Source organism: Streptomyces sp. NRRL B-24484 (assembly GCF_000717715.1).
Taxonomy (GTDB): domain Bacteria; phylum Actinomycetota; class Actinomycetes; order Streptomycetales; family Streptomycetaceae; genus Kitasatospora.
Genome location: NZ_JOAI01000008.1, coordinates 95,641 through 113,702, shown reverse-complemented (window position 1 = coordinate 113,702; position 18,062 = coordinate 95,641). Strand labels below are relative to the sequence as shown.

14 protein-coding genes, 1 tRNA gene and 1 pseudogene are annotated in these 18,062 nt (G+C 73.8%); 9 read left to right on the top strand and 7 right to left on the bottom strand.

The annotated features are described in order from the left end of the window. Nucleotides 1-10 precede the first annotated feature (10 nt). Nucleotides 11-1,105, top strand: coding sequence for a DUF475 domain-containing protein (locus IE98_RS0109945; protein ID WP_030267518.1), 1,095 nt, complete (start codon nucleotides 11-13; stop codon nucleotides 1,103-1,105). A 78-nt stretch (nucleotides 1,106-1,183) separates the two neighbouring features. On the opposite strand, the gene IE98_RS0109940 is transcribed toward IE98_RS0109945, so the two are convergent. Next, on the bottom strand, nucleotides 1,184-2,248 hold the full coding sequence (locus IE98_RS0109940) for a DUF2637 domain-containing protein (RefSeq protein WP_030267516.1): 1,065 nt from the start codon (nucleotides 2,246-2,248) through the stop codon (nucleotides 1,184-1,186). 319 nt (nucleotides 2,249-2,567) lie between these two features. Between IE98_RS0109940 and IE98_RS0109935 the strand changes: the two genes are divergently transcribed. Further along, entirely contained in the window at nucleotides 2,568-3,308 is a 741-nt protein-coding gene (locus tag IE98_RS0109935) for a Tellurium resistance (protein ID WP_030267509.1), read from the top strand. Nucleotides 3,309-3,417: 109 nt separating this feature from the next. Here IE98_RS0109935 and IE98_RS0109930 read toward each other — a convergent pair whose 3' ends face one another. Beyond that, entirely contained in the window at nucleotides 3,418-4,431 is a 1,014-nt protein-coding gene (locus tag IE98_RS0109930) for a TerD family protein (protein WP_030267505.1), read from the bottom strand. Nucleotides 4,432-4,751: 320 nt separating this feature from the next. Between IE98_RS0109930 and IE98_RS0109925 the strand changes: the two genes are divergently transcribed. From IE98_RS0109925 to IE98_RS0109910, 3 genes and pseudogenes are all read left to right on the top strand, one after another. Further along, nucleotides 4,752-5,918, top strand: coding sequence for an HpcH/HpaI aldolase/citrate lyase family protein (locus tag IE98_RS0109925; protein ID WP_030267503.1), 1,167 nt, complete (start codon nucleotides 4,752-4,754; stop codon nucleotides 5,916-5,918). 123 nt (nucleotides 5,919-6,041) lie between these two features. After that, a pseudogene (locus IE98_RS44430) lies at nucleotides 6,042-8,562 on the top strand (phosphoribosyltransferase). Further along, nucleotides 8,562-9,416 (top strand): hypothetical protein, encoded by an 855-nt coding sequence (locus tag IE98_RS0109910; protein ID WP_030267498.1) that lies wholly within the window; start codon nucleotides 8,562-8,564, stop codon nucleotides 9,414-9,416. Before IE98_RS44430 ends, IE98_RS0109910 begins: the two are co-directional and overlap by 1 nt. A gap of 88 nt (nucleotides 9,417-9,504) precedes the next feature. Here the strand turns inward: IE98_RS0109910 and IE98_RS0109905 are convergent, their stop codons facing one another. The 3 genes from IE98_RS0109905 to IE98_RS0109895 all read right to left on the bottom strand — a co-directional run bounded on the left by IE98_RS0109905 (nucleotide 9,505) and on the right by IE98_RS0109895 (nucleotide 11,616). Continuing rightward, entirely contained in the window at nucleotides 9,505-9,729 is a 225-nt protein-coding gene (locus tag IE98_RS0109905) for an FmdB family zinc ribbon protein (protein WP_030267496.1), read from the bottom strand. Between the two features lie 25 nt (nucleotides 9,730-9,754). Continuing rightward, nucleotides 9,755-10,297, bottom strand: a complete 543-nt coding sequence (locus tag IE98_RS0109900; RefSeq protein ID WP_052390352.1) for a DUF4442 domain-containing protein — start codon at nucleotides 10,295-10,297, stop codon at nucleotides 9,755-9,757. Between the two features lie 65 nt (nucleotides 10,298-10,362). After that, on the bottom strand, nucleotides 10,363-11,616 hold the full coding sequence (locus tag IE98_RS0109895) for a hypothetical protein (protein ID WP_234443481.1): 1,254 nt from the start codon (nucleotides 11,614-11,616) through the stop codon (nucleotides 10,363-10,365). A 170-nt stretch (nucleotides 11,617-11,786) separates the two neighbouring features. Here IE98_RS0109895 and IE98_RS0109890 point away from each other — a divergent pair. From IE98_RS0109890 to IE98_RS0109870, 4 genes are all read left to right on the top strand, one after another. Then, nucleotides 11,787-11,858: transfer RNA gene (locus IE98_RS0109890), tRNA-Val, on the top strand. A gap of 888 nt (nucleotides 11,859-12,746) precedes the next feature. Then, nucleotides 12,747-13,082 carry a hypothetical protein gene (locus IE98_RS50700; protein ID WP_234443480.1) on the top strand — a complete coding sequence of 112 codons (336 nt, stop codon included), beginning with the start codon at nucleotides 12,747-12,749 and terminating at the stop codon, nucleotides 13,080-13,082. After that, nucleotides 13,079-13,660: a potassium channel family protein gene (locus IE98_RS0109875; RefSeq protein WP_078660892.1), complete on the top strand. Its 582-nt coding sequence runs from the start codon at nucleotides 13,079-13,081 to the stop codon at nucleotides 13,658-13,660. The genes IE98_RS50700 and IE98_RS0109875 overlap by 4 nt, the downstream gene beginning before the upstream one ends. Before the next feature lie 108 nt (nucleotides 13,661-13,768). Continuing rightward, nucleotides 13,769-14,665: an FUSC family protein gene (locus tag IE98_RS0109870; RefSeq protein ID WP_043173860.1), complete on the top strand. Its 897-nt coding sequence runs from the start codon at nucleotides 13,769-13,771 to the stop codon at nucleotides 14,663-14,665. 71 nt (nucleotides 14,666-14,736) lie between these two features. Here IE98_RS0109870 and IE98_RS44425 read toward each other — a convergent pair whose 3' ends face one another. Together IE98_RS44425 and IE98_RS0109860 are read right to left on the bottom strand one after the other, a co-directional pair. Continuing rightward, the gene (locus IE98_RS44425) at nucleotides 14,737-15,993 is read right to left on the bottom strand and encodes an ALF repeat-containing protein (RefSeq protein ID WP_030267481.1); all 1,257 of its coding nucleotides are present in this window, start codon (nucleotides 15,991-15,993) and stop codon (nucleotides 14,737-14,739) included. 309 nt (nucleotides 15,994-16,302) lie between these two features. Continuing rightward, nucleotides 16,303-18,042: a SulP family inorganic anion transporter gene (locus IE98_RS0109860; RefSeq protein WP_052390349.1), complete on the bottom strand. Its 1,740-nt coding sequence runs from the start codon at nucleotides 18,040-18,042 to the stop codon at nucleotides 16,303-16,305. Nucleotides 18,043-18,062 lie beyond the last annotated feature (20 nt).

Here is an 18,062-nt window from a genome sequence, read left to right as displayed (position 1 = left end):
AACTGACCCCGTGTTCCTCCGCACATTCGGATGGTCCTTCGCCATCACGATCGTCGGCCTCATCGCAGCCGGCCTGATCTGGGGGGCCGAAGGGTTCGGCGTCGTGCTGATCCTCTCGATCCTCGAGATCTCCCTCTCGTTCGACAATGCCGTCGTCAACGCCACCGTCCTGAAGCGGATGAACGCCTTCTGGCAGAAGATCTTCCTGACGGTCGGCGTCCTGATCGCCGTCTTCGGCATGCGCCTGATCTTCCCGCTGCTGGTGGTCGGCCTGACGGCCCACCTCGCGCCGGGCACGGTCATCGAGCTCGCCCTGGACTCCACCAAGACCTACAACGGCCAGACCTACGCCGACTACCTGGAGGCCGCGAACCCGGCCATCGCGGCCTTCGGCGGCATCTTCCTGCTGATGATCTTCCTCGACTTCATCTTCGAGGAGAAGGACTTCAACTGGCTGCGCTGGCTGGAGAAGCCGCTGGAGAAGATCGGCAAGCTGGACGCCCTCTCCTCGGTCATCGCGCTGGTCGTCCTCGCCGTCTCCGCCCGCCTCTTCGCGGCCGACCACGCCGAGACGGTGCTGCTGGCCGGCCTGATGGGCCTCGCCACGTACCTCGCCGTCAACGGCCTGTCCGGCGTCTTCGAGTCCGGCCTGGAGGCGCAGGAGGAGGCCGAGGAGGAGGCCGAGAAGACCGGCAAGTCGATCGTCCAGGTCGGCGGCAAGGCCGCGTTCTTCCTCTTCCTCTACCTGGAGGTCCTGGACGCGTCGTTCTCCTTCGACGGCGTGGTCGGCGCCTTCGCCATCTCCCAGGACATCTTCATGATCACCCTGGGTCTGGGCATCGGCGCGATGTACATCCGCTCGCTCACCGTCTTCCTGGTCCGCAAGGGCACCCTGGACGACTACGTCTACCTGGAGCACGGCGCGCACTACGCGATCGGCGCGCTGGCGCTGATCCTGCTGGCCTCGATCGAGTACCACATCCCGGAGCTCGTCACCGGCCTGATCGGCGTCGGCTTCATCGGTGCGGCACTCGCCTCCTCGGTGGTCCGCAACCGGCGCGAGCAGGCGCTGGAGACCTCCGAACCGGAGACGACCTCGGTCTGACCCGCACGGCCGGTCCGCCCGCGGAACGGCGAAGGGCCCCGCACACCTCGGTGTGCGGGGCCCTTCGTGTCGCCGGGATCAGCCGAGCTGCTGCTCGATCGCGCGGAGCTTGCGCTCCAGCGAGTCCAGCTTCGGCATCGCCAGGGTGTCCTCGTCCAGCGTCAGGTCGATGCTGGACGAGCTGCCGACGGCGGCGCGGGGGCGCCGGCCGGCGGTGAGGGCGGCGGGCTCCAGGGCGGAGGGACCGACCTTGGCCATCGGGTCCTCGTCGGCTGGGGCAGGCTCCGTCGTGGAGGACTCGCCCGAACCGGCCGCGGTCAGCGCCGGCACCTGGCGGCCGCCGCGGGCCCGCGAGAGCACACCGCCCTGCGAGCGGGCGATCGCCTTCAGCTCGGCGCGCTCGCGGCGGTCCGCCGAGCGGGCCCGCAGCTTCGCCTCCTGCTTGGCCTGGCGGTCCTCGCGGACCTCGTCGACCGCCTCGTCCAGGCTGCGCACGTTCTCCAGCAGCATCAGCGACCAGGCGGCGTAGGTCTCGCGGGGCGCCCGCAGCCAGCGGACGATGCGGATCTGCGGCAGCGGCCGCGGGATCAGGCCCTGCTCGCGCAGCGCCGCCCGGCGGGTCTGCTTCAGCGCCCGGTCGAACAGCACCGCCGCCGAGATCGACATGCCGGCGAAGAACTGCGGGGCGCCGTCGTGCGAGCCGCCGCGCGGGGCGTGCACCCAGTTGAACCAGGCCGAGGCGACCGCGAACAGCCAGACCAGCAGGCGCGAGCCGAGCGCCGCGTCACCGTGGCTGGCCTCGCGGACCGCGAGCACCGAGCAGAACATCGCGGCACCGTCGAGGCCGAACGGGACGAGGTACTCCCAGCCGCCGGACAGGCCGAGGTTCTCCTGGCCGAAGCCGACCAGGCCGTGGAAGGACAGCGCGGCCGCGACACCGGCGCAGCAGAACAGCAGCACGTAGGAGGCGCCGCCGTAGAGCGCCTCCTTGCGGCGGCGGCGCTCCTCGCTGCGCTCCCAGGAGTCGGTGTTCTCGTCGACCTTGGTGTTCTTGACGCGCAGCACGGCCACCAGGACGGCGGTGAACAGCAGGGCAGCGCCGCCGATGACGGCCCATACCAGCTGTATGGAGGAGAGGTTCATCGTGGGTCGGGCCTCGAATTTCCGCAGGACGGGGGGATGGAACGCGGTGGGTCACAGGAGGCGGCCCGGGCGGGTCGGGATCCTGACGAAGCGTCGTGGACGCCGCCGCACGGGACGACGGGGACTCCTGTGCGGCACCGACGATATCGCGTCCAACGGCCCGGCATGGTACGGGAGGCGGCGATCGGCCGCCAGGCGGACGACTGGCGGTGGCTCATCGTCGCCGGTGGGGTACAGCTCTGATGGGACGATACGAGCACGGTGCACGACGGAGGGCGATCACCGGCCGCAGGGCCGGGAGAGGGGGAGGGCGGACGCCATGGTCTCGGTCTGGGAGTTCCTCAAGGGGGACCGCAGAGGAGTGGACTCCGGGGGGCAGTTCAAGGTCACGCTGACCAAGTCCCAACCGCATCACGCGCTGACCGGTGCGGCGGCTACCACCGGGTATCTGTACGTCAACCTGCACTGGACCACCCGTTCGGCCGATCGCCCGTCCGGGGGCGGCGGCCTGCGCAACCTGTTCGACCTGCGGAACCTGCGTCCGATGGCACCCCAGTCGCTGGACCGGGCGCCGGTCAGCGTCGACCTGGACCTGGCCTGCATGTACGAGCTGGCCGACGGCAGCCGCGGGGTCGTCCAGCCGCTGGGCGGCTACTTCGGCGACCTGAACCGGCCGCCGTACGTCAAGCTGAGCGGCGACGACGTCTATGGCGCCCCGTCCGGCGAGACGATGTACGTCAACCTGGAGAAGAAGGACCAGTTCCGGCGGCTGCTGATCTTCGTCTACATCTACGACGACACGCCCGCCTTCGGCCACACCCACGCGACGGTGACGATCGTCCCGCAGACCGGTCCGCGGATCGAGATCAAGCTGGACGAGCGGGCGCCCGCGGCGCGCTCCTGCGCCGTGGTGCTGATCGAGAACTCCGGCGACGGGCAGCTCACCGTCCGCCGCGAGGTCCGCTACGTGCACGGGTTCCAGTCGGATCTGGACCGGCTGTACGGCTTCGGCATGCAGTGGCAGCGCGGCTACAAGGGGCCGGCCGGGCCGGCCGCCTGATCCGGGCGCCCGATCCGGGCGGCGGCCCGGGTGCCCCGGACGCACCGGGCGCACCCGGACGCACCCGGGGCACCCGGGGGCGCGCCGCGCGGACGGCGCGCCCCGGTGGTCAGCGCGGCTGGAACTGCGGGCCCTGCGGCGGCAGCGCGAAGCCCGGCGCACCGGTCGGCTGCGGGGCCGGCTGCGGCGCCTGCTGCTGGGGCTGCGGGGCGGGCTGCTGCTGCGGGTACCCGTAGCCGGGCGCCGGCTGCTGCTGCGGATGGCCGTACCCGGGCTGCTGCTGGGGGTAGCCGTACCCGCCGGCCGGCTGCTGGGGCTGCTGCGGCGGGTAGCCGTAGCCCCCGGCCTGGGCGGCGGCAGGCTGCGGGTAGCCGTACCCGGCGGGCGCCTGCGGCGCGGGGGCGGCGGGGGTGCCCACAGTCGGCGGAGCGCTGGGCGGCGGCGGCAGCGGGGCCGCCGGGGGCGCGGCCGGCGCGAGCGTGTAGATGTCCGGCTCCTCCGGCAGGTCGGCCGCGGGCCCGGCCGGCTCGGGCGCCGGCGGCTCGGGCACGGGCGGCAGCGCGTCCGCGACGTCCTCGCCGTCCTCGACCGCGATGCCGTAGTCGGTGGCCAGCCCGCTCAGGCCGGTCGCGTAGCCCTGGCCGACCGCCCGGAACTTCCACCCGCCGTCCCGCCGGTAGAACTCACCGGCCACCAGGGCGGTGACGTCCCCGCTGTCGGTGACCGGGAACTCGGCGAGCGGATCGGCCTCGCCGGCCGCGGTGTCGAAGACCAGCACCCGCAGCCGCGGCACCGACGGGAAGGAACCCCCTTCGGATGAGCCCGCCAGCACCACCCGGTCGACGTCCTCGGCGAGCCGGCCGAGGTCGATCTCGACCGCGTCCGACACCTCGTCCCCGGCGCCGGCCTGCTGCTTCGGCAGGTGGCGGACCAGGCCCGAGGGGTGCCTCGGCTGGTTGTAGAAGACGAAGTCGGCATCCGAACGGACCTTGCCGTCGGCGGCGACCAGCAGCGCGGAGACGTCCACGTCGGGTGCGCCGGGCGTCGCCGACCAGCGCAGCACGGCGCGGACGGCGGTGGCCGGCAGCGGGATGTTGGCGCCCTTCGCCATCACGTGCGTCATGCCCCAATCCTGCCCGGCCCCGCCCTCCGCGGACAATGCGGGCCGCCACAGGCCCGGAGGGGGGTTTTGTGTCGCACCGGGTAACCTTCCGAGAATTCGATGTTTCAGGTCTTTGCAAAGCCCTGAAGGACCGTACGATTAGCGGCCAACGGCTCCCGGTACACCACCCACCTCGGCGAACGCGTCGCGGCGGACGCGAGGGCGACCGCGCCGCCCCCACCCGCGAAACCATCGGGCCCCGCTGTTCGTCCCTGTTGTCGGGACGTCAGCCCAATCCCGCCCGGTGACCGGGATGCCACCACGATCGCAGGGAGAGCAGCTTGCGCCACTTCGGCCACCTCGCCGACGACGTCCGCGAACGGCTCTTCCTGCACCAGCCGGTCGACTTCGCGCTGGACAGCGCCCCGGCCGTGCTCTCCACCGCGCTCGGCGCGACCCTCTACAGCCCGGCCACCCGCAGCACGCTGGCCGCCGACATCCGCAAGCAGGCCGCCCGCGGCGTGGTCTCCATGGTGCTCTGCCTGGAGGACGCGATCGCCGACCACGAGGTGCCCGCCGCCGAGGAGAACCTCGTCGCCCAGCTCGGCGGGCTCGCCGCCGCCGGCGACACCGGGCTGCCGCTGCTGTTCGTCCGGGTCCGCGCCGCCGCCCAGATCACCGACCTCACCGCCCGGCTCGGCCCCGCGGTGCGGCTGCTCGCCGGCTACGTGGTGCCCAAGTTCACCGAGGAGAGCGGCGGCGCCTACCTGGAGGCGCTCACCGCCGCCGAGGAACGCTCCGGCCAGCGGCTGTTCGCCATGCCGGTGCTGGAGTCGCCCGAGCTCGCCCACCTGGAGACCCGGCGCGAGCAGCTCTTCTCGATCGCCCGGCTGCTCGACAAGCACCGCGAGCGCATCCTCGCCGTCCGGCTCGGCGTCACCGACCTGTGCTCCGCGTACGGACTGCGCCGCTCGCCCGACCTCACCGCCTACGACGTGGCCCTGGTGGCGGGCGTCATCGGCGACGTGGTCAACGTGCTCGGCCGTGCCGACGGCACCGGGTACACCGTGACCGGCCCGGTCTGGGAGTACTTCCCGGTACAGGAGCGGATGTTCAAGCCGCAGCTGCGCCGCACCCCGTTCGCCGAGGCGCAGCCGCCGGCCGACGGTGTCCGGCAGCGGATCATCGAGCACGACCTGGACGGGCTGATCCGGGAGATCGAGCTCGACCGCGCCAACGGCCTGCTCGGCAAGACCTGCATCCACCCCAGCCACGTGCCCGCCGTGCACGCGCTCTCGGTGGTCACGCACGAGGAGTACTCCGACGCGCAGGACATCCTCAGCCGCGACGGCGGCGGGGTGCTGCGCTCCGCGTACACCAACAAGATGAACGAGGCCAAGCCGCACCGGGCCTGGGCCGAGCGGGTGCTGCTGCGGGCCGAGGTCTTCGGGGTGGCCCGCGAGGACGTGAGCTTCGCCGAGCTGCTGGGCGCCTGCCTCTGCGGCTGACCCGGCCGGACCCCGGACACCTCCGCGCGCCCCGGACGCCGCTGCGTACCCTGGGCACCTTTGCACGACCGCACGACCGTACTGCTGCACGACCGCACCTCTGCACCACCGAAAGCAGGAGCCTTGACCGCACAGCACCCCGCCCCGGCGCCGTGGACCGGCCAGTGGGTCACCGACCGGCTCGGCATCGGGCTCACCGGCTCGCCGGAGCTGCGGGAGCTGATCGGGCTCGCCCTGCGCCGCAACCCGCGCCGCGCCCACCTGCTGGTCTCGCACGTGCTCGGCAAGCACGTGCCGCAGCTGCCCGCCGTGGTGCACGGCGCCGGCCTGGAGCTCGGCCGCCGGGTCGCCGAGCTGCTCGGCCCCGAGGACGCCGCCCGGGCCGTCGTCCTCGGCTACGCGGAGACCGCCACCGCGCTCGGCCACAGCGTCGCCGACGGCCTGGACGCCCCCTACCTGCACTCCACCCGCCGCCCGGTCGACGGCGTCGAGCCGGTCGGCGGCTTCGAGGAGGAGCACTCGCACGCCACCTCGCACCTGCTGCTGCCCGAGGACCCGGCGCTGCTCGCCGGCGACGGGCCGCTGGTGCTGGTCGACGACGAGTTCTCCACCGGCAACACCGTGCTCAACACCGTCCGCGCGCTGCACGCCGCGCACCCCCGCGACCGCTACGTGGTGGTCGCCCTGGTCGACCTGCGCACCGAGGCGGACCGGGAGCGCCTCGACAAGGCCGCCGCCGAGCTCGGCGCCCGCGTCGACCTGGTCGCCACCGCGGTCGGCGGCGTCCGGCTGCCCGCCGACGTGCTGGCCCGAGCCCAGGAGATCGTGGACGCGCAGCCCGCCGCCGCGCCGCTGCCCGACGGCCCGCTCGCCCCCGTCCACCGGGCCGCCCTCGACTGGCCGGCCGACCTGCCCGACGGCGGCCGGCACGGCTTCACCGCCGACCACCGCCGCCGCCTCGACACCGCCCTGCCCGGCCTCGCCGCCCCGCTCGCCGAGCTGCTCGCGGACCGCCGCCGCATCCTCGTCCTCGGCTTCGAGGAGCTGATGTACGCGCCGCTGCGCCTCGCCGGAGCGCTCGCCGACCGGCTCGGCGGCGACCGTGTGCGCTTCTCCACGACGACCCGCTCGCCGGTGCTCGCCGTCGACGACCCGGGCTACGCGATCCGCACCCGGCTGGCCTTCCCGGCGCACGACGACCCCGCCGACCGCTCCACCGAGCGGTACGCCTACAACGTGGCCCCCGGCAGCGACCCCGACCGCCGCTTCGACGCGGTCGTCCTGGTGGTCGACACCCCCGCTGACACCGCAGCCCTGCACGAGGGCGAGGACGCCCTGCTGCGCCAGCTGCGGGCCGTCACCGACCAGGTGGTGCTCGCCGTTCTCCCCGCGTACCGGCCCGGGTCACCCCGCTGACGCCTCCGCCCCCCACCATCGACAGCGCACCTCCCCACGTAAGGCGACCATGACGACCACCCTGCCCGCGCCGCTGTTCGGCCCCGCGTTCTCCTCGTACTCGGCCGAGGACGTGATCTGGCTGCTCAAGGACCTCTCCGGGGTGGCGCTGGAGGCGCCGACCGAGGAGCGCGAGGAGGCCGTGCAGTCCGGCGGCGCCCACTACGCCGAGTCGCTGCCGATCGAGTACCAGCCCAGCCCCGAGTACCAGGAGCTGTACAGGCAGGCGCTCAGCGCCTCCGGCGAGCGGATCGCGCTGGCCGTCGGCACCGTCGCCGAGACGCTGCTGCGCGAGCGCGGCCGCGGCCTGGTGCTCGCCTCGCTGGCCCGGGCCGGCACCCCGGTCGGCGTGCTGATCCGCCGCTGGCTGGGCTTCGCCCACGGCCTGGACGTCCCGCACTACACCGTCTCCATCGTGCGCGGCCGCGGCATCGACCCGGTGGCGCTGCGCCACCTCGCCGCGCACCACGACGCCGGCTCGGTGGTCTTCGTCGACGGCTGGACGGGCAAGGGCGCCATCACCCGCGAACTCGCCGAGGCGCTGCAGGACACCGGCTTCGACCCCGACCTCGCGGTGCTCGCCGACCCCGGTCGCTGCGTTCGCACCTACGGCACCCGGGACGACTTCCTCATCCCGTCGGCCTGCCTCAACTCCACCGTCTCCGGCCTGATCTCGCGCACCGTGCTGCGCCCGGACCTGATCGGCCCGGACGACTTCCACGGCGCCAAGTTCTACCGCGAGCTCGCCGTCGCCGACGTCTCCAACGACTTCCTCACCGCCGTCGCCGCGCACTTCCCGGCCGTCCGGGCCACGGCCGTCGCGGCCGCCGACGCCCTCGCCACCGAGGACCGCACCCCCACCTGGGAGGGCTGGGAGGCCGTCGAGCGGATCAGTGCCGCGTACGGCATCGACAACGTCAACCTGGTGAAGCCGGGGGTCGGCGAGACGACCCGCGTCATGCTCCGCCGGGTGCCCTGGCGAGTGCTGGCCCGGCGCGGTGCCGGAGCCGACCTCGACCACGTCAGGCTGCTCGCCGCACAGCGCGGCGTCCCGGTGGAGGAGGTGGACGACCTGCCGTACTCCTGCGTGGGTCTGATCCACCCCCGCTACACCCGCGGGGCGACCGGCGCCGACGGCACGGCGGTGCACGCCGCCGAGGGCGGCGAAGTTCTCACGAAGGAAAGTTGATGCCGAATCAGCAGCCGAGTCAGTTCCTGGTCGCGAGCGACCTCGACCGCACCCTGATCTACTCCAACCGGGCGCTCGCCCTGGACGTGCCGGACCGGCTCGCCCCCCGGCTGCTCTCGGTGGAGGTCAACGACGGCCGGGCGCTCTCGTTCATGACCGAGCGGGCCGCCGAGCTGCTCGTCGAACTGACCCGGCTCGCCGTGTTCGTGCCCGCCACCACCCGCACCCGGGCCCAGTACGAGCGGGTCAACCTGCCCGGCCCGACGCCGGGGTGGATCCCGAAGTACGCGATCTGCGCCAACGGCGGCCACGTGCTGGTCGACGGCGTCTGGGACCGCGACTGGCACGCCGAGGTGCGCTCCCGGCTCGCCGCCGCCAGCGCCCCGCTCGCCGAGGTCGTCGAGCACCTGGCGATCTCCGCGGACCCGGAGTGGACGCACAAGCGGCGGGTCGCCGAGGACCTCTTCGCCTACCTCGTCGTCGAGCGCGCCGACCTGCCCGAGGGCTGGCTGGAGGAGCTCACCGGCTGGTGCGCCGAGCGCGGCTGGACGGTCTCGCTGCAGGGCCGCAAGGTGTACGCGGTGCCGGCCCCGCTCACCAAGAGCGAGGCCCTGGCCGAGGTCGAGCGCCGGACGGGCGCGGCCACCGTGCTGACCGCCGGCGACTCGCTGCTCGACGCCGAGCTGCTGCTCGCCGCCGACGCGGGCTGGCGGCCCGGCCACGGCGAGCTCGCCGACACCGGCTGGGCGGCGCCCGGCGTCACGGCGCTCACCCAGGTCGGTGTCGCGGCGGGCGAGGAGATCGTCCGCCGGATGCTGGAGCGCGTCCGGGCCGGGGCGGCCGTCCGCGCCTGAACGTCGGCGGGGCCCGGCCGTGCGCCGGGCCCCGTTCCGTTCCGGCCGTTCCTGTTCCGGCGGTTCCGGTCCCGGTCCGTTCCGGGGGTCAGCCGCAGCAGCCGCCGCCGCAGCAACCGCCGCCGCCACCGCTCGGGGCGGGGGCCGCCGCGGCGCCGCCGCCCGCGGTGCCGGTCACGGCGACGGTGGAGAGCAGCTTCACCGTGTCGGCGTGGCCTTCCGGGCAGACGGCCGGGTCGTTGGCCTGGGCCATCGTGCGGCGGAGTTCGAAGGTGGCTCCGCAGGAGCGGCAGCGGAAGTCGTAGCGAGGCATAGCGGCAGGGTACCCAGGCGGCGGCTCAGACGGCAGTAGCCACCGGTTCGGCCCGCCCGCCCCGCTCGTCCCGTGCGGTCCGCCCGGGGCCCTCCGGTCGGGCCCGCTCGGGCTTGGGCCGGACGTAGACCTGCTTGCGGACCCGGGCGACCACCGAGCCGTCCTGCGCCAGCACCTCGGTGTCGAACCAGACCAGCGCCTTGCTGCCGTCGGCCGTCAGCTCGCGGATCTCCGCTAGGCGGTCGTCGGTGAGCACGAACTCGGCGGTGATGTCGCCGCGGCCGGGGGAGACGAAGTCGATCTCCGCGGCGCTGTCCCACACGTAGTAGTCCGGGCCGAGGTTCTGCATCACCAGCAGCATCCAGAACGGGTCGGTCATCGCGAAGATCGAGCCGCCGAAGTGGGTGCCGACCCAGTTGCGGTTGAGCCGCCCGAGCCGCAGCCGGACCTTCGCGCTGCGGAAGGCGTCGTCGACCGCCAGCACCTTGATGCCGGCGAACAGGAACGGCGGCCAGAGGTTGATGCCGCGCCGGAAGGTGGCTGCGGAGAGCGTGCGCTTGCGTGCCATGGGCGCGACTCTAGCACTAAGTTACTGACCGGTAATGTGTCCCGGGTCACTCCCGCGGCGACCCGTCAGCGCGGCCCCCGGATCATCGCCACCACCCCGGCTGCGGTCTCCCGCACCGCCGCCAGCTCGGTCAGGAACCGCCAGTAGTCGGGGTGCCGGCCGGCCTCCTCCAGCGCCGTGACCGCCCGGTCCAGCCGCGCCACCGCCGCGTCCAGCGGGGCCGCGTGCCGCGGGTCCGGCGTCTGGCGGCCCGTCATGGCCAGCCGCTGGGCGTCCCGCAGGGCGAACCGCGTCCGCTCGATCTCCTTGTGCGGGTCGTGCGACACCTCGTTCAGCTGCCGGAGCCGGTCGTTGACCGCGGTCACCGAGCCCTCCGCCGTCTCCAGCACCGCGCGCACCGTCCCGATCGCGCCGGTCGCGTCCGCCCAGCGCTGCTCGTCGCGCGCCCGCGCCGCCTCGTCCAGCTTCCGCGAGGCCGTCGCCACCGCCTCCGTCGTCTGCGCAGAAACCTGCTGCAGGTCCTGCCAGCAGGAGACCGAGAACCGCCGCCGCAGCTCGCTCAGCGCCGGCTCCACCGTCCCCCCGCGCGTCTCCAGCGCCTGCACCCGCGTCCGCAGGCTCGCCACCCGGCGGTCGATCTCCTTCGCCCGCTGCGGCAGTTGCTCCGCCTGCTCGCGGACGGCCCCGGCCCGGCGCGCCACGTCCTCCGCCCGCTGCAGGGTGGCCTGCACCCCGTGCCGGGCCACGCCCTCGTTCATCCTCGTCAGCTCCGGGCCGAGCTCCGCCAGCCGCGCCGCCAGGTCGTCCGCCTTCAGCCCGGCCGACCGCACCTGCTCCAGCGCCGTCGTCGCCCCCAGCAGCGCCTGCCGGGCCTTCTCCACCGCCGGTGTCACCCGGATCAGCTGCGACTCCGCGTGCTGCACCAGCGGCTGCAGCCGCTGGACGAAGGAGTCCAGCTCCGTCCGCTGCCGCTCCAGGTCGTTCTTGGCCTGGTCCAGCTGGCGGCGCGCCCGGCCCGCCGCGGCGGAGTCCAGCTCCGGGTCCTCCAGGTCGTACGCGTCCAGCGCCGACAGGTAGCCGACCGTCACCTCGTCGATCCGCCCCGACAGCGCCTGGAAGTCGGCCTGCGCCCGGCCCGCCGCCGCACTGTCCTCCGCCGACCGGATCGTCTCCAGGGCGAGTTGGGCGTCGCGCTGCGCCGAGTCGAGCTCGTAGAAGGTCTGCTGCGCCGCGTCCCGGGCAGCCACCGCCTCGGCCCGCGCGCCGTCGCCCCGACGCCACCAGCCGCCCCGCCCGCCGCCACCGCCGGCCACCCTCACCACGCGCTCCCTGCTGCTCGTACGCCTGATCCAGGCCCATTCTTCCCGATGGCCCCCACCGTCCGGGACCCGCCGTCCGACGCCATCCGGACGGTGGCGGCAGGCAACCCCCCGGACCGGGTACGCTAGGCCTCCGTCGTGCACCCGGGCATCCCCGTGTGCGGTGGCACGGGCGCATAGCTCAGCGGTAGAGCGCCGCCCTTACAAGGCGGATGTCGGCGGTTCGAAACCGTCTGCGCCCACCGGCAGTGAACACCGCGAAAGCCCCGGACCCTTCCCGGTCCGGGGCTTTTGACGTCCACATCCGACATCAACGGCGTACGGACTGCCGTCCGGCCGTCCGGGGTTCACGCGTGGTGCCGTGTCGGCCACCCGCCGACACGAGGCCGGGCGGCCCGGTCCGTCAGGGCCGTCCGGCCCTGACACGGGCCGGGTGTCGTGCGACGGTGGATACAGGACCGCAGCCCGGAGTACGAGTGTTGCCGCCGTGGGACGGGCCGCAGCCGACCCGGGTGGTCGGCTCCTGGAGGATGTGCCATGCGGGCGACGGACAGGACACCGGGAAGGTCGCGGGACGGGCGGGAGGCACGGGCCCGTGGCGCAGGGGGAAGACGCCCCGGCGGGAAGGCCGTTGAGCGGAGCGTCCGGCGCGTCCGGCGGGCGGGCGAGTGGGGGAGGGCGAAGTGCGCGGGGCCGTGGGCCGAGTACCTGTGGCACCGCTATCTGGACGCGTTCGAGTTCCTCGGCCGGGCCGTGCTGCCGGCCGCCACGCTGCTGCTGTGCGCGTTCCCGTTCATGCTCATCACGTCCGCCCCGGCCGGGCGGTCGGCGGTGTCGACGCCGGCCCTGCGACTGGGTCCGAACAAGGAGGCCGCCACCGACGTCGGTGACCTGTTCGCCTCCTCCGCGGCCACCTCCTCGGCGGTCACCGGTCTGTCGTGGGTCTTCTTCGTCCTGGGCGGGCTCGCCGCAGCCGGCTCGGTCCAGAAGCTGTACCAGCAGATGTTCGAGGTGCCCGCCCGTGGCGCGCGGGACCGGCTGAGGGTGCTGGGCCGGCTGGCCGTGGTCGTGGGCTGGGTCTCCCTGGGCACCACCGCCGGGAAGGCGTTCTACGACAGTGCGCCGGTCCGGTGGTGGATCGTCAACGTCCCCGCGTACACGGCCTTCTGGTGCTTCGCGATGTGGTTCCTGCTGGCCGGCCGGGTCGCCCGGCGCAGGCTGGTGCCGGCCGGGTCGCCACCGGTGCGTTCCGGCTCGGCATGCCGGTCGTCTTTCGCGTCGCCTTCTCCGGCATGGTCACCAGCCACCACCGGGAGTACGGGCCGATCGGGGTGGTGTCCGCCCTCATGCCGTTCTTCATCGCGATGGGGGTGGTGATCATTCTGGGCGCGGTCACCGGGATGATGTGGCTCGACCGGGGCATGTCCTTCCGCGCCGTGCTCACCAGGCCGCGGAGGCCGTCATGACCGGCGGCACCGGGGCGCCGTCCCAGGACCCGGCCGGAGCCCGGCCCTCGGTCCGGAGGATCGCCTGGACGCTGGTCCGCGTGGTCGGCTCGGTCGTCGCGCTGGTGGCGCTGTACTACGGGTTGCCGCTGGACCATTCGTCCACGTCGGCCACCGTCACCATGCTCCTCGTCGGACTGGCGGGGTTCATCGTGCTGGTCGCCGTCCAGGTCCGCTCGATCGTCCGCTCCCGGCACCCGGGACTGCGGGCCGCCGAGGCGCTGTCCATCTGCGTCCCGTTCTTCCTGCTGCTGTTCTCCGCCACCTACGTCGCGCTGGCCGCACTGTCCCCCGGCAGCTTCGACGAGCCCCTGTCCCACTCCGACGGGATCTACTTCACGGTGACCGTCTTCTCCACCGTCGGATTCGGCGACATCACCGCCAAGACCGACACCGCGCGGCTGGTCGTCACCGTCCAGATGCTGGCCGACCTGGTGGTCCTCGGCCTGGGCATCAAGGTCATCGTCGGCGCCGTCCAGCGCGGCCGGCGGCGGAAGGCCGGACCGCGGAGCCCCGGGGCCGGGGACGAGGAGCGATGACCGCCGCCGCGGACCCGCACACCGACGACTCGGGCCGGCGAGGCTGCCGTGGTCGGTACGAGCGGACGAGAAGCACAGACTGTTCAGGGTGGAAGGGGCACGACCTGGCTGTCGCACGTGTTCGAGCTCAGACCCGCGGGGCTTAACCGGCCGCGGGCGGTGGTGTTCCCGGACGTCGCGCTGGTGCCGCTGATCGTCCTCTGGGCGATCGGGTACGAGCAGTACCTGCTCAGCGCACTGTTCGGCCTCCTGTTCGCGATGCCGGAGGACCCGGGAGGCAGCTACGGGCGCCGCGCGGGGCACATCGCGCTCTTCGCGGCGATCGGCGCGGGGCTGACCGCGCCGGCGTTCGGGCCCGGCGGCGCGGCCTGGGGGTGGCTGGCGCCGGCGGCCTTCGCGGTCACCCTGGTGGCCGGCCTGATGGCCGCGTTCGGGGCGCGGAGGTTCGTGAACGCGACGCTCCTCAGCATCTGGTTCATCGGCGCCCTGTCGCTCGTGGTCGGCTGCCACCACGCCGCCCACACACATCACCAGCCACACCTGGGCCCAGGCGGTTTCCCGGGCGGGCGGGACCTGACGCACGGATCCTGGATGCCGATCGCGGCCATGATCGCGATGAAACCGGGCCTGGAACAGACCACGCTCACCGCCGCCCAGCGCCTCCTCGGCGCCGCGATCGGCGCCGTCGCGGCGGCGCTGACCCTGCTGATCCCGACCGGTGAACACGGACTCAGGCTGTTCGCGGTCGACCGCGGACTCGAAGTGGTCGCGCTGGTCCTGTTCATGCACGGGGCGGCGATCCGCTTCTGGAACCACGCGTTCTACTGCGCGGCCATCGCCGCGGGCGTGCTCATCCTGGTGGACCTCCTGCAGCCGTCCGACTACGCGGCCGGGGGCTACCGGGTGCTGTGGACGGCGTGCGGCGTCGGGATCGGCGTGCTCGTCATGCTCCTCGCGGGCCTGCTCGCCAAGCGCACCGCCAAGGCACCACCGCACCCGGCCTGACTGCAGATCCGTCCCGAGTGCCTCACCCGGGGCCGGTCGGCGCGACCCGCGCGCCGACCGGCCGGGGTGGGTCAGGCCCGCGAGCGGCGACGCGTGGCGATGACCGCGCCGGCGCCCAGCACGACGGCTGCGCCGCCGACGGCGGCGAGCTGCCCGAGCGGGGCGGACGGGCCGGTGGAGGCCAGCGAGCCACTGGTGCCCGCACCGTCCGTGGTGGTGGTGAGCGCTGCCGAGGCGGTCGTCGTGCCGGTGGTGGTGGCCGCCCGGGTGGTGGTGGAGTTGTTCTGCGCGGCCTCGGCGGCGGCCTTGTCCTTGGCGCGGGCCGCGAACTGACCCTCCTTCAGGAAGGCCCGGACGTCCTCGACGGTGCCGTTGAGCGCGGCGGTGCCGGCCTTCCGGACCTCCGGCCCCCCGGCCTCGACGATCTGCGAGACGCGGACCCGGTCGTCGCTCGCCCGCAGCGGCTCCAGCTCCGTCTTCAGGAAGTGCTCGACGTCCGCGGCGGTGCCGGCGAGCGCCTTCTCGGCCGCCTCCCGGACGTGCCGGCCGGTGTCGGCGTCGTCGAGGACGTGCCGGACGCGGGCGCGGTTCTCGTCCTCCGCGCGGGCGACGTACTGGCCCACCTTGAGGAAGGCGCGGACGTCCTCGATGGTGCCGTCCAGCGCTGCGCCGGCGGCCTTCCGCACCGCCGGGCCGCCGACGGACATGATCTGGGAGAGGAGGACCCGGTCGTCGTCCTCCGCGGCGGCCTTCCGCCCCACCGTGAGGAAGTGCTCGACGTCCGCGGCGGTGCCGGCGAGGGCCTTCTGCGCGGCCTCGCGCACGCCCGGTCCGCTGCTCGGGTCGTCGAGGATCCGCTGCACCTCGGCGCGGTGCTCGTCCTCGGTACGGGCCGTGTACTGGCCGACCTTGAGGAAGGCGCGGAGCACCTCGACGTCGTCCGACGGGAACGCGGCCTCGCCGGCCTTCTTCACGGCCGGGCCGCCGGCGGTCACGATCCGCATGATGGCGATCCGTGCGTCGTCCCGGCGGATCCGGTCCACCTCCACCGCGAGGAAGTGCGCCCGGTCCTCCGGGGTGCCGGCGAGCGCCTCCGCCGCGTGCTCGCGCAGGTAGGTGCTCGGGGCCGTGAGCAGGTAGTCGTTCGGGTAGACGAGCAGCTTCTCGATCGCTGCGCGGTTCTCCTCGTCGGTCTTCGCCCCGGCCTGATCGGCCTGCCCCTGCCCCGCCGGGGCGGTGTCGGCGAAGGCCGGGGCGGCACCCAGGGCGACGGGTGCGGCGGCCGTGGCGAGCAGGACGGCGGTGGCGAGCGAACGACGGATCTTCAACGGTCCCCCGGGATCTGAAAGAGAGTGAGCCCACCGCGAGTCCCCAGCGGTCGGCCGAGTGATCGTATAGCAACGACACCCTCCGCCACCGAACACATTTCCGTCACGTCCCGTGCCCGGGGCTTCGTCGCACGCACGGACGGGACGCGTCCGGGGCGGCCGCCGGGCAGGTGCCGGACGGGGGCGGTCGGGCCGACGGGCGGATGTGCGGCATCCCGGCACCCGCCGGGATGCCGCACGTCGGCGCACTCCCACCGCCCCAGGCTTTCATGATCGACGTATCGCCGCGGTAGCGCGGCGGGCACGGTGCTACGCCTCGGTGCCGCCCCACTCCTCGGCGGTGCCGGCCGAGGAGTGGTACGCGGCGACGGCGGTCGGGAGGGTGGGGAAGATGTGGTCCTCGCCGACGGAGGCGGTGAGGCCGTAGGCGTCGAGCTCCTCGCGGAGGTCCTGTTTGACCCGGGCCAGGGCGAAGACGATGCCGCGGTCGGCGAGTTCCCTGCGCAGCGAGTCCACCGAGTCCAGGGCGGTGATGTCCACCTCCACGTTGGCCTCGGCGTTGAGGACGAACCAGCGCACCGGGTCGGGCTGGTCGTCGACGGCGGCCAGGGCACGCCGGCGGAAGTCCTCGGCGTTGGCGAAGAAGAGCGGCGAGTCGTAGCGGTAGACGACCAGGCCGGGCACCGTGCGGGCGGCCGGGTAGTCGTCGACGTCGTGCATGCCGGCGAGCCCCGGCACCGTGCCGAGGACGGCGTCGTGCGGGCGGGCCACCCGGGTCAGCAGCTCGGCGATGGACAGGCCCACCGCGACCAGCACGCCGTAGAGGATGTCGAGGGCGAGGACACCCGCCAGGCAGCCGAGCGCCAGCAGGAACTCCCCGCGGCGGAAGGACAGCAGCTTGCGGAAGCCCGACACGTCGATCATGCGGACGGCCGCGTAGACGACCAGGGCGCCGAGGACGGCCGTCGGGGTGTGGCTGAGCAGCGAGCTGAAGAACAGCAGCACCGCCACCACGGCCAGCCCGGCGGTGAGCGCGTACGCCTGGGTGCGGCCGCCCGCGGACTGGGCGAGTGCGGTGCGGCTGGCGCTGCTGCTCACCGGGAAGCCGTGCAGCACGCCGGAGCCGACGTTCGCCGCCCCGAGCGCCAGCAGCTCCTGGTTGGCGTCCAGCCGGGTGCCGTCGCCCGGGGTGGCGAAGGCGCGGGCCGTGAGGATCACGTCCGTGTAGCCGACCAGCAGCACGCCGAGCGCGGGCAGCACCAGCTGGGACAGGTCGGACAGACTGGGGAAGGCCGGAGTGGGCAGTCCGGGCGGGATCGCGCCGATCACCTTGATGCCGTGGTCCTCCAGCCCGAACACGGACACCGCGGCCGTCCCCAGCACCAGCGCCAGCAGCGGCCCCGGGACGCCGCGGAACCGGCCCGCGACGAAGAGGAAGAGCAGTGCGGACGCGCCGAGGACTACCGTCGCCGGGTGGAGGTCGGAGATGTTCCGGAAGAAGGACGCCAGCTGGGGGAAGAAGCCCTCGCCCTCGGTCTCGACACCGGTGAGCTTGGTCAGCTGGTCCACCATCATGATCAGCGCGACGCCCGCCAGATAGCCGATCAGGACGGGCCGGGACAGCAGGTCGGCGACGAAGCCGAGCCGCGCCACCCACGCCACCACGCAGAGCAGGCCGACGACCACGGCGAGGGCGGCCGCCAGCACGGCGTACCGCGCGCTGTCGCCGGCGGCGAGCGGCGCGATCGCGGTCGCGGTCATCAGCGCGGTCGTGGACTCGGGGCCGACCGAGAGCAGGCGGGACGAGCCGAGGACGGAGTACATCAGGATCGCCGGGAGGATCGCCCACAGGCCCGCCACCGGCGGCAGGCCCGCGACGCTCGCGTAGGCCATGACCTGGGGCACCAGGTACGCCGCCACCGTGGCGCCGGCCAGCAGGTCGCCGCGGATCCAGTCGCGCCGGTAGTGCCGGAGCACGGCGAGGCCCGGCACGGCGGGCACCACGCGGTGCCACCACGGCCGGTCGGAGGCATCGGTCTGCTGCGACACGCGGCTCTCCCTTCGCCTGG

Coding starts and splice junctions, on each gene's coding strand:
- IE98_RS0109940 (WP_030267516.1), bottom strand. CDS start 2,248: ATGAACCTCTCCTCCATACAGCTGGTATGGGCCGTCATCGGCGGCGCT.
- IE98_RS0109935 (WP_030267509.1), top strand. CDS start 2,568: ATGGTCTCGGTCTGGGAGTTCCTCAAGGGGGACCGCAGAGGAGTGGAC.
- IE98_RS0109930 (WP_030267505.1), bottom strand. CDS start 4,431: ATGACGCACGTGATGGCGAAGGGCGCCAACATCCCGCTGCCGGCCACC.
- IE98_RS0109910 (WP_030267498.1), top strand. CDS start 8,562: ATGCCGAATCAGCAGCCGAGTCAGTTCCTGGTCGCGAGCGACCTCGAC.
- IE98_RS0109905 (WP_030267496.1), bottom strand. CDS start 9,729: ATGCCTCGCTACGACTTCCGCTGCCGCTCCTGCGGAGCCACCTTCGAA.
- IE98_RS0109900 (WP_052390352.1), bottom strand. CDS start 10,297: ATGGCACGCAAGCGCACGCTCTCCGCAGCCACCTTCCGGCGCGGCATC.
- IE98_RS0109875 (WP_078660892.1), top strand. CDS start 13,079: ATGACCGGCGGCACCGGGGCGCCGTCCCAGGACCCGGCCGGAGCCCGG.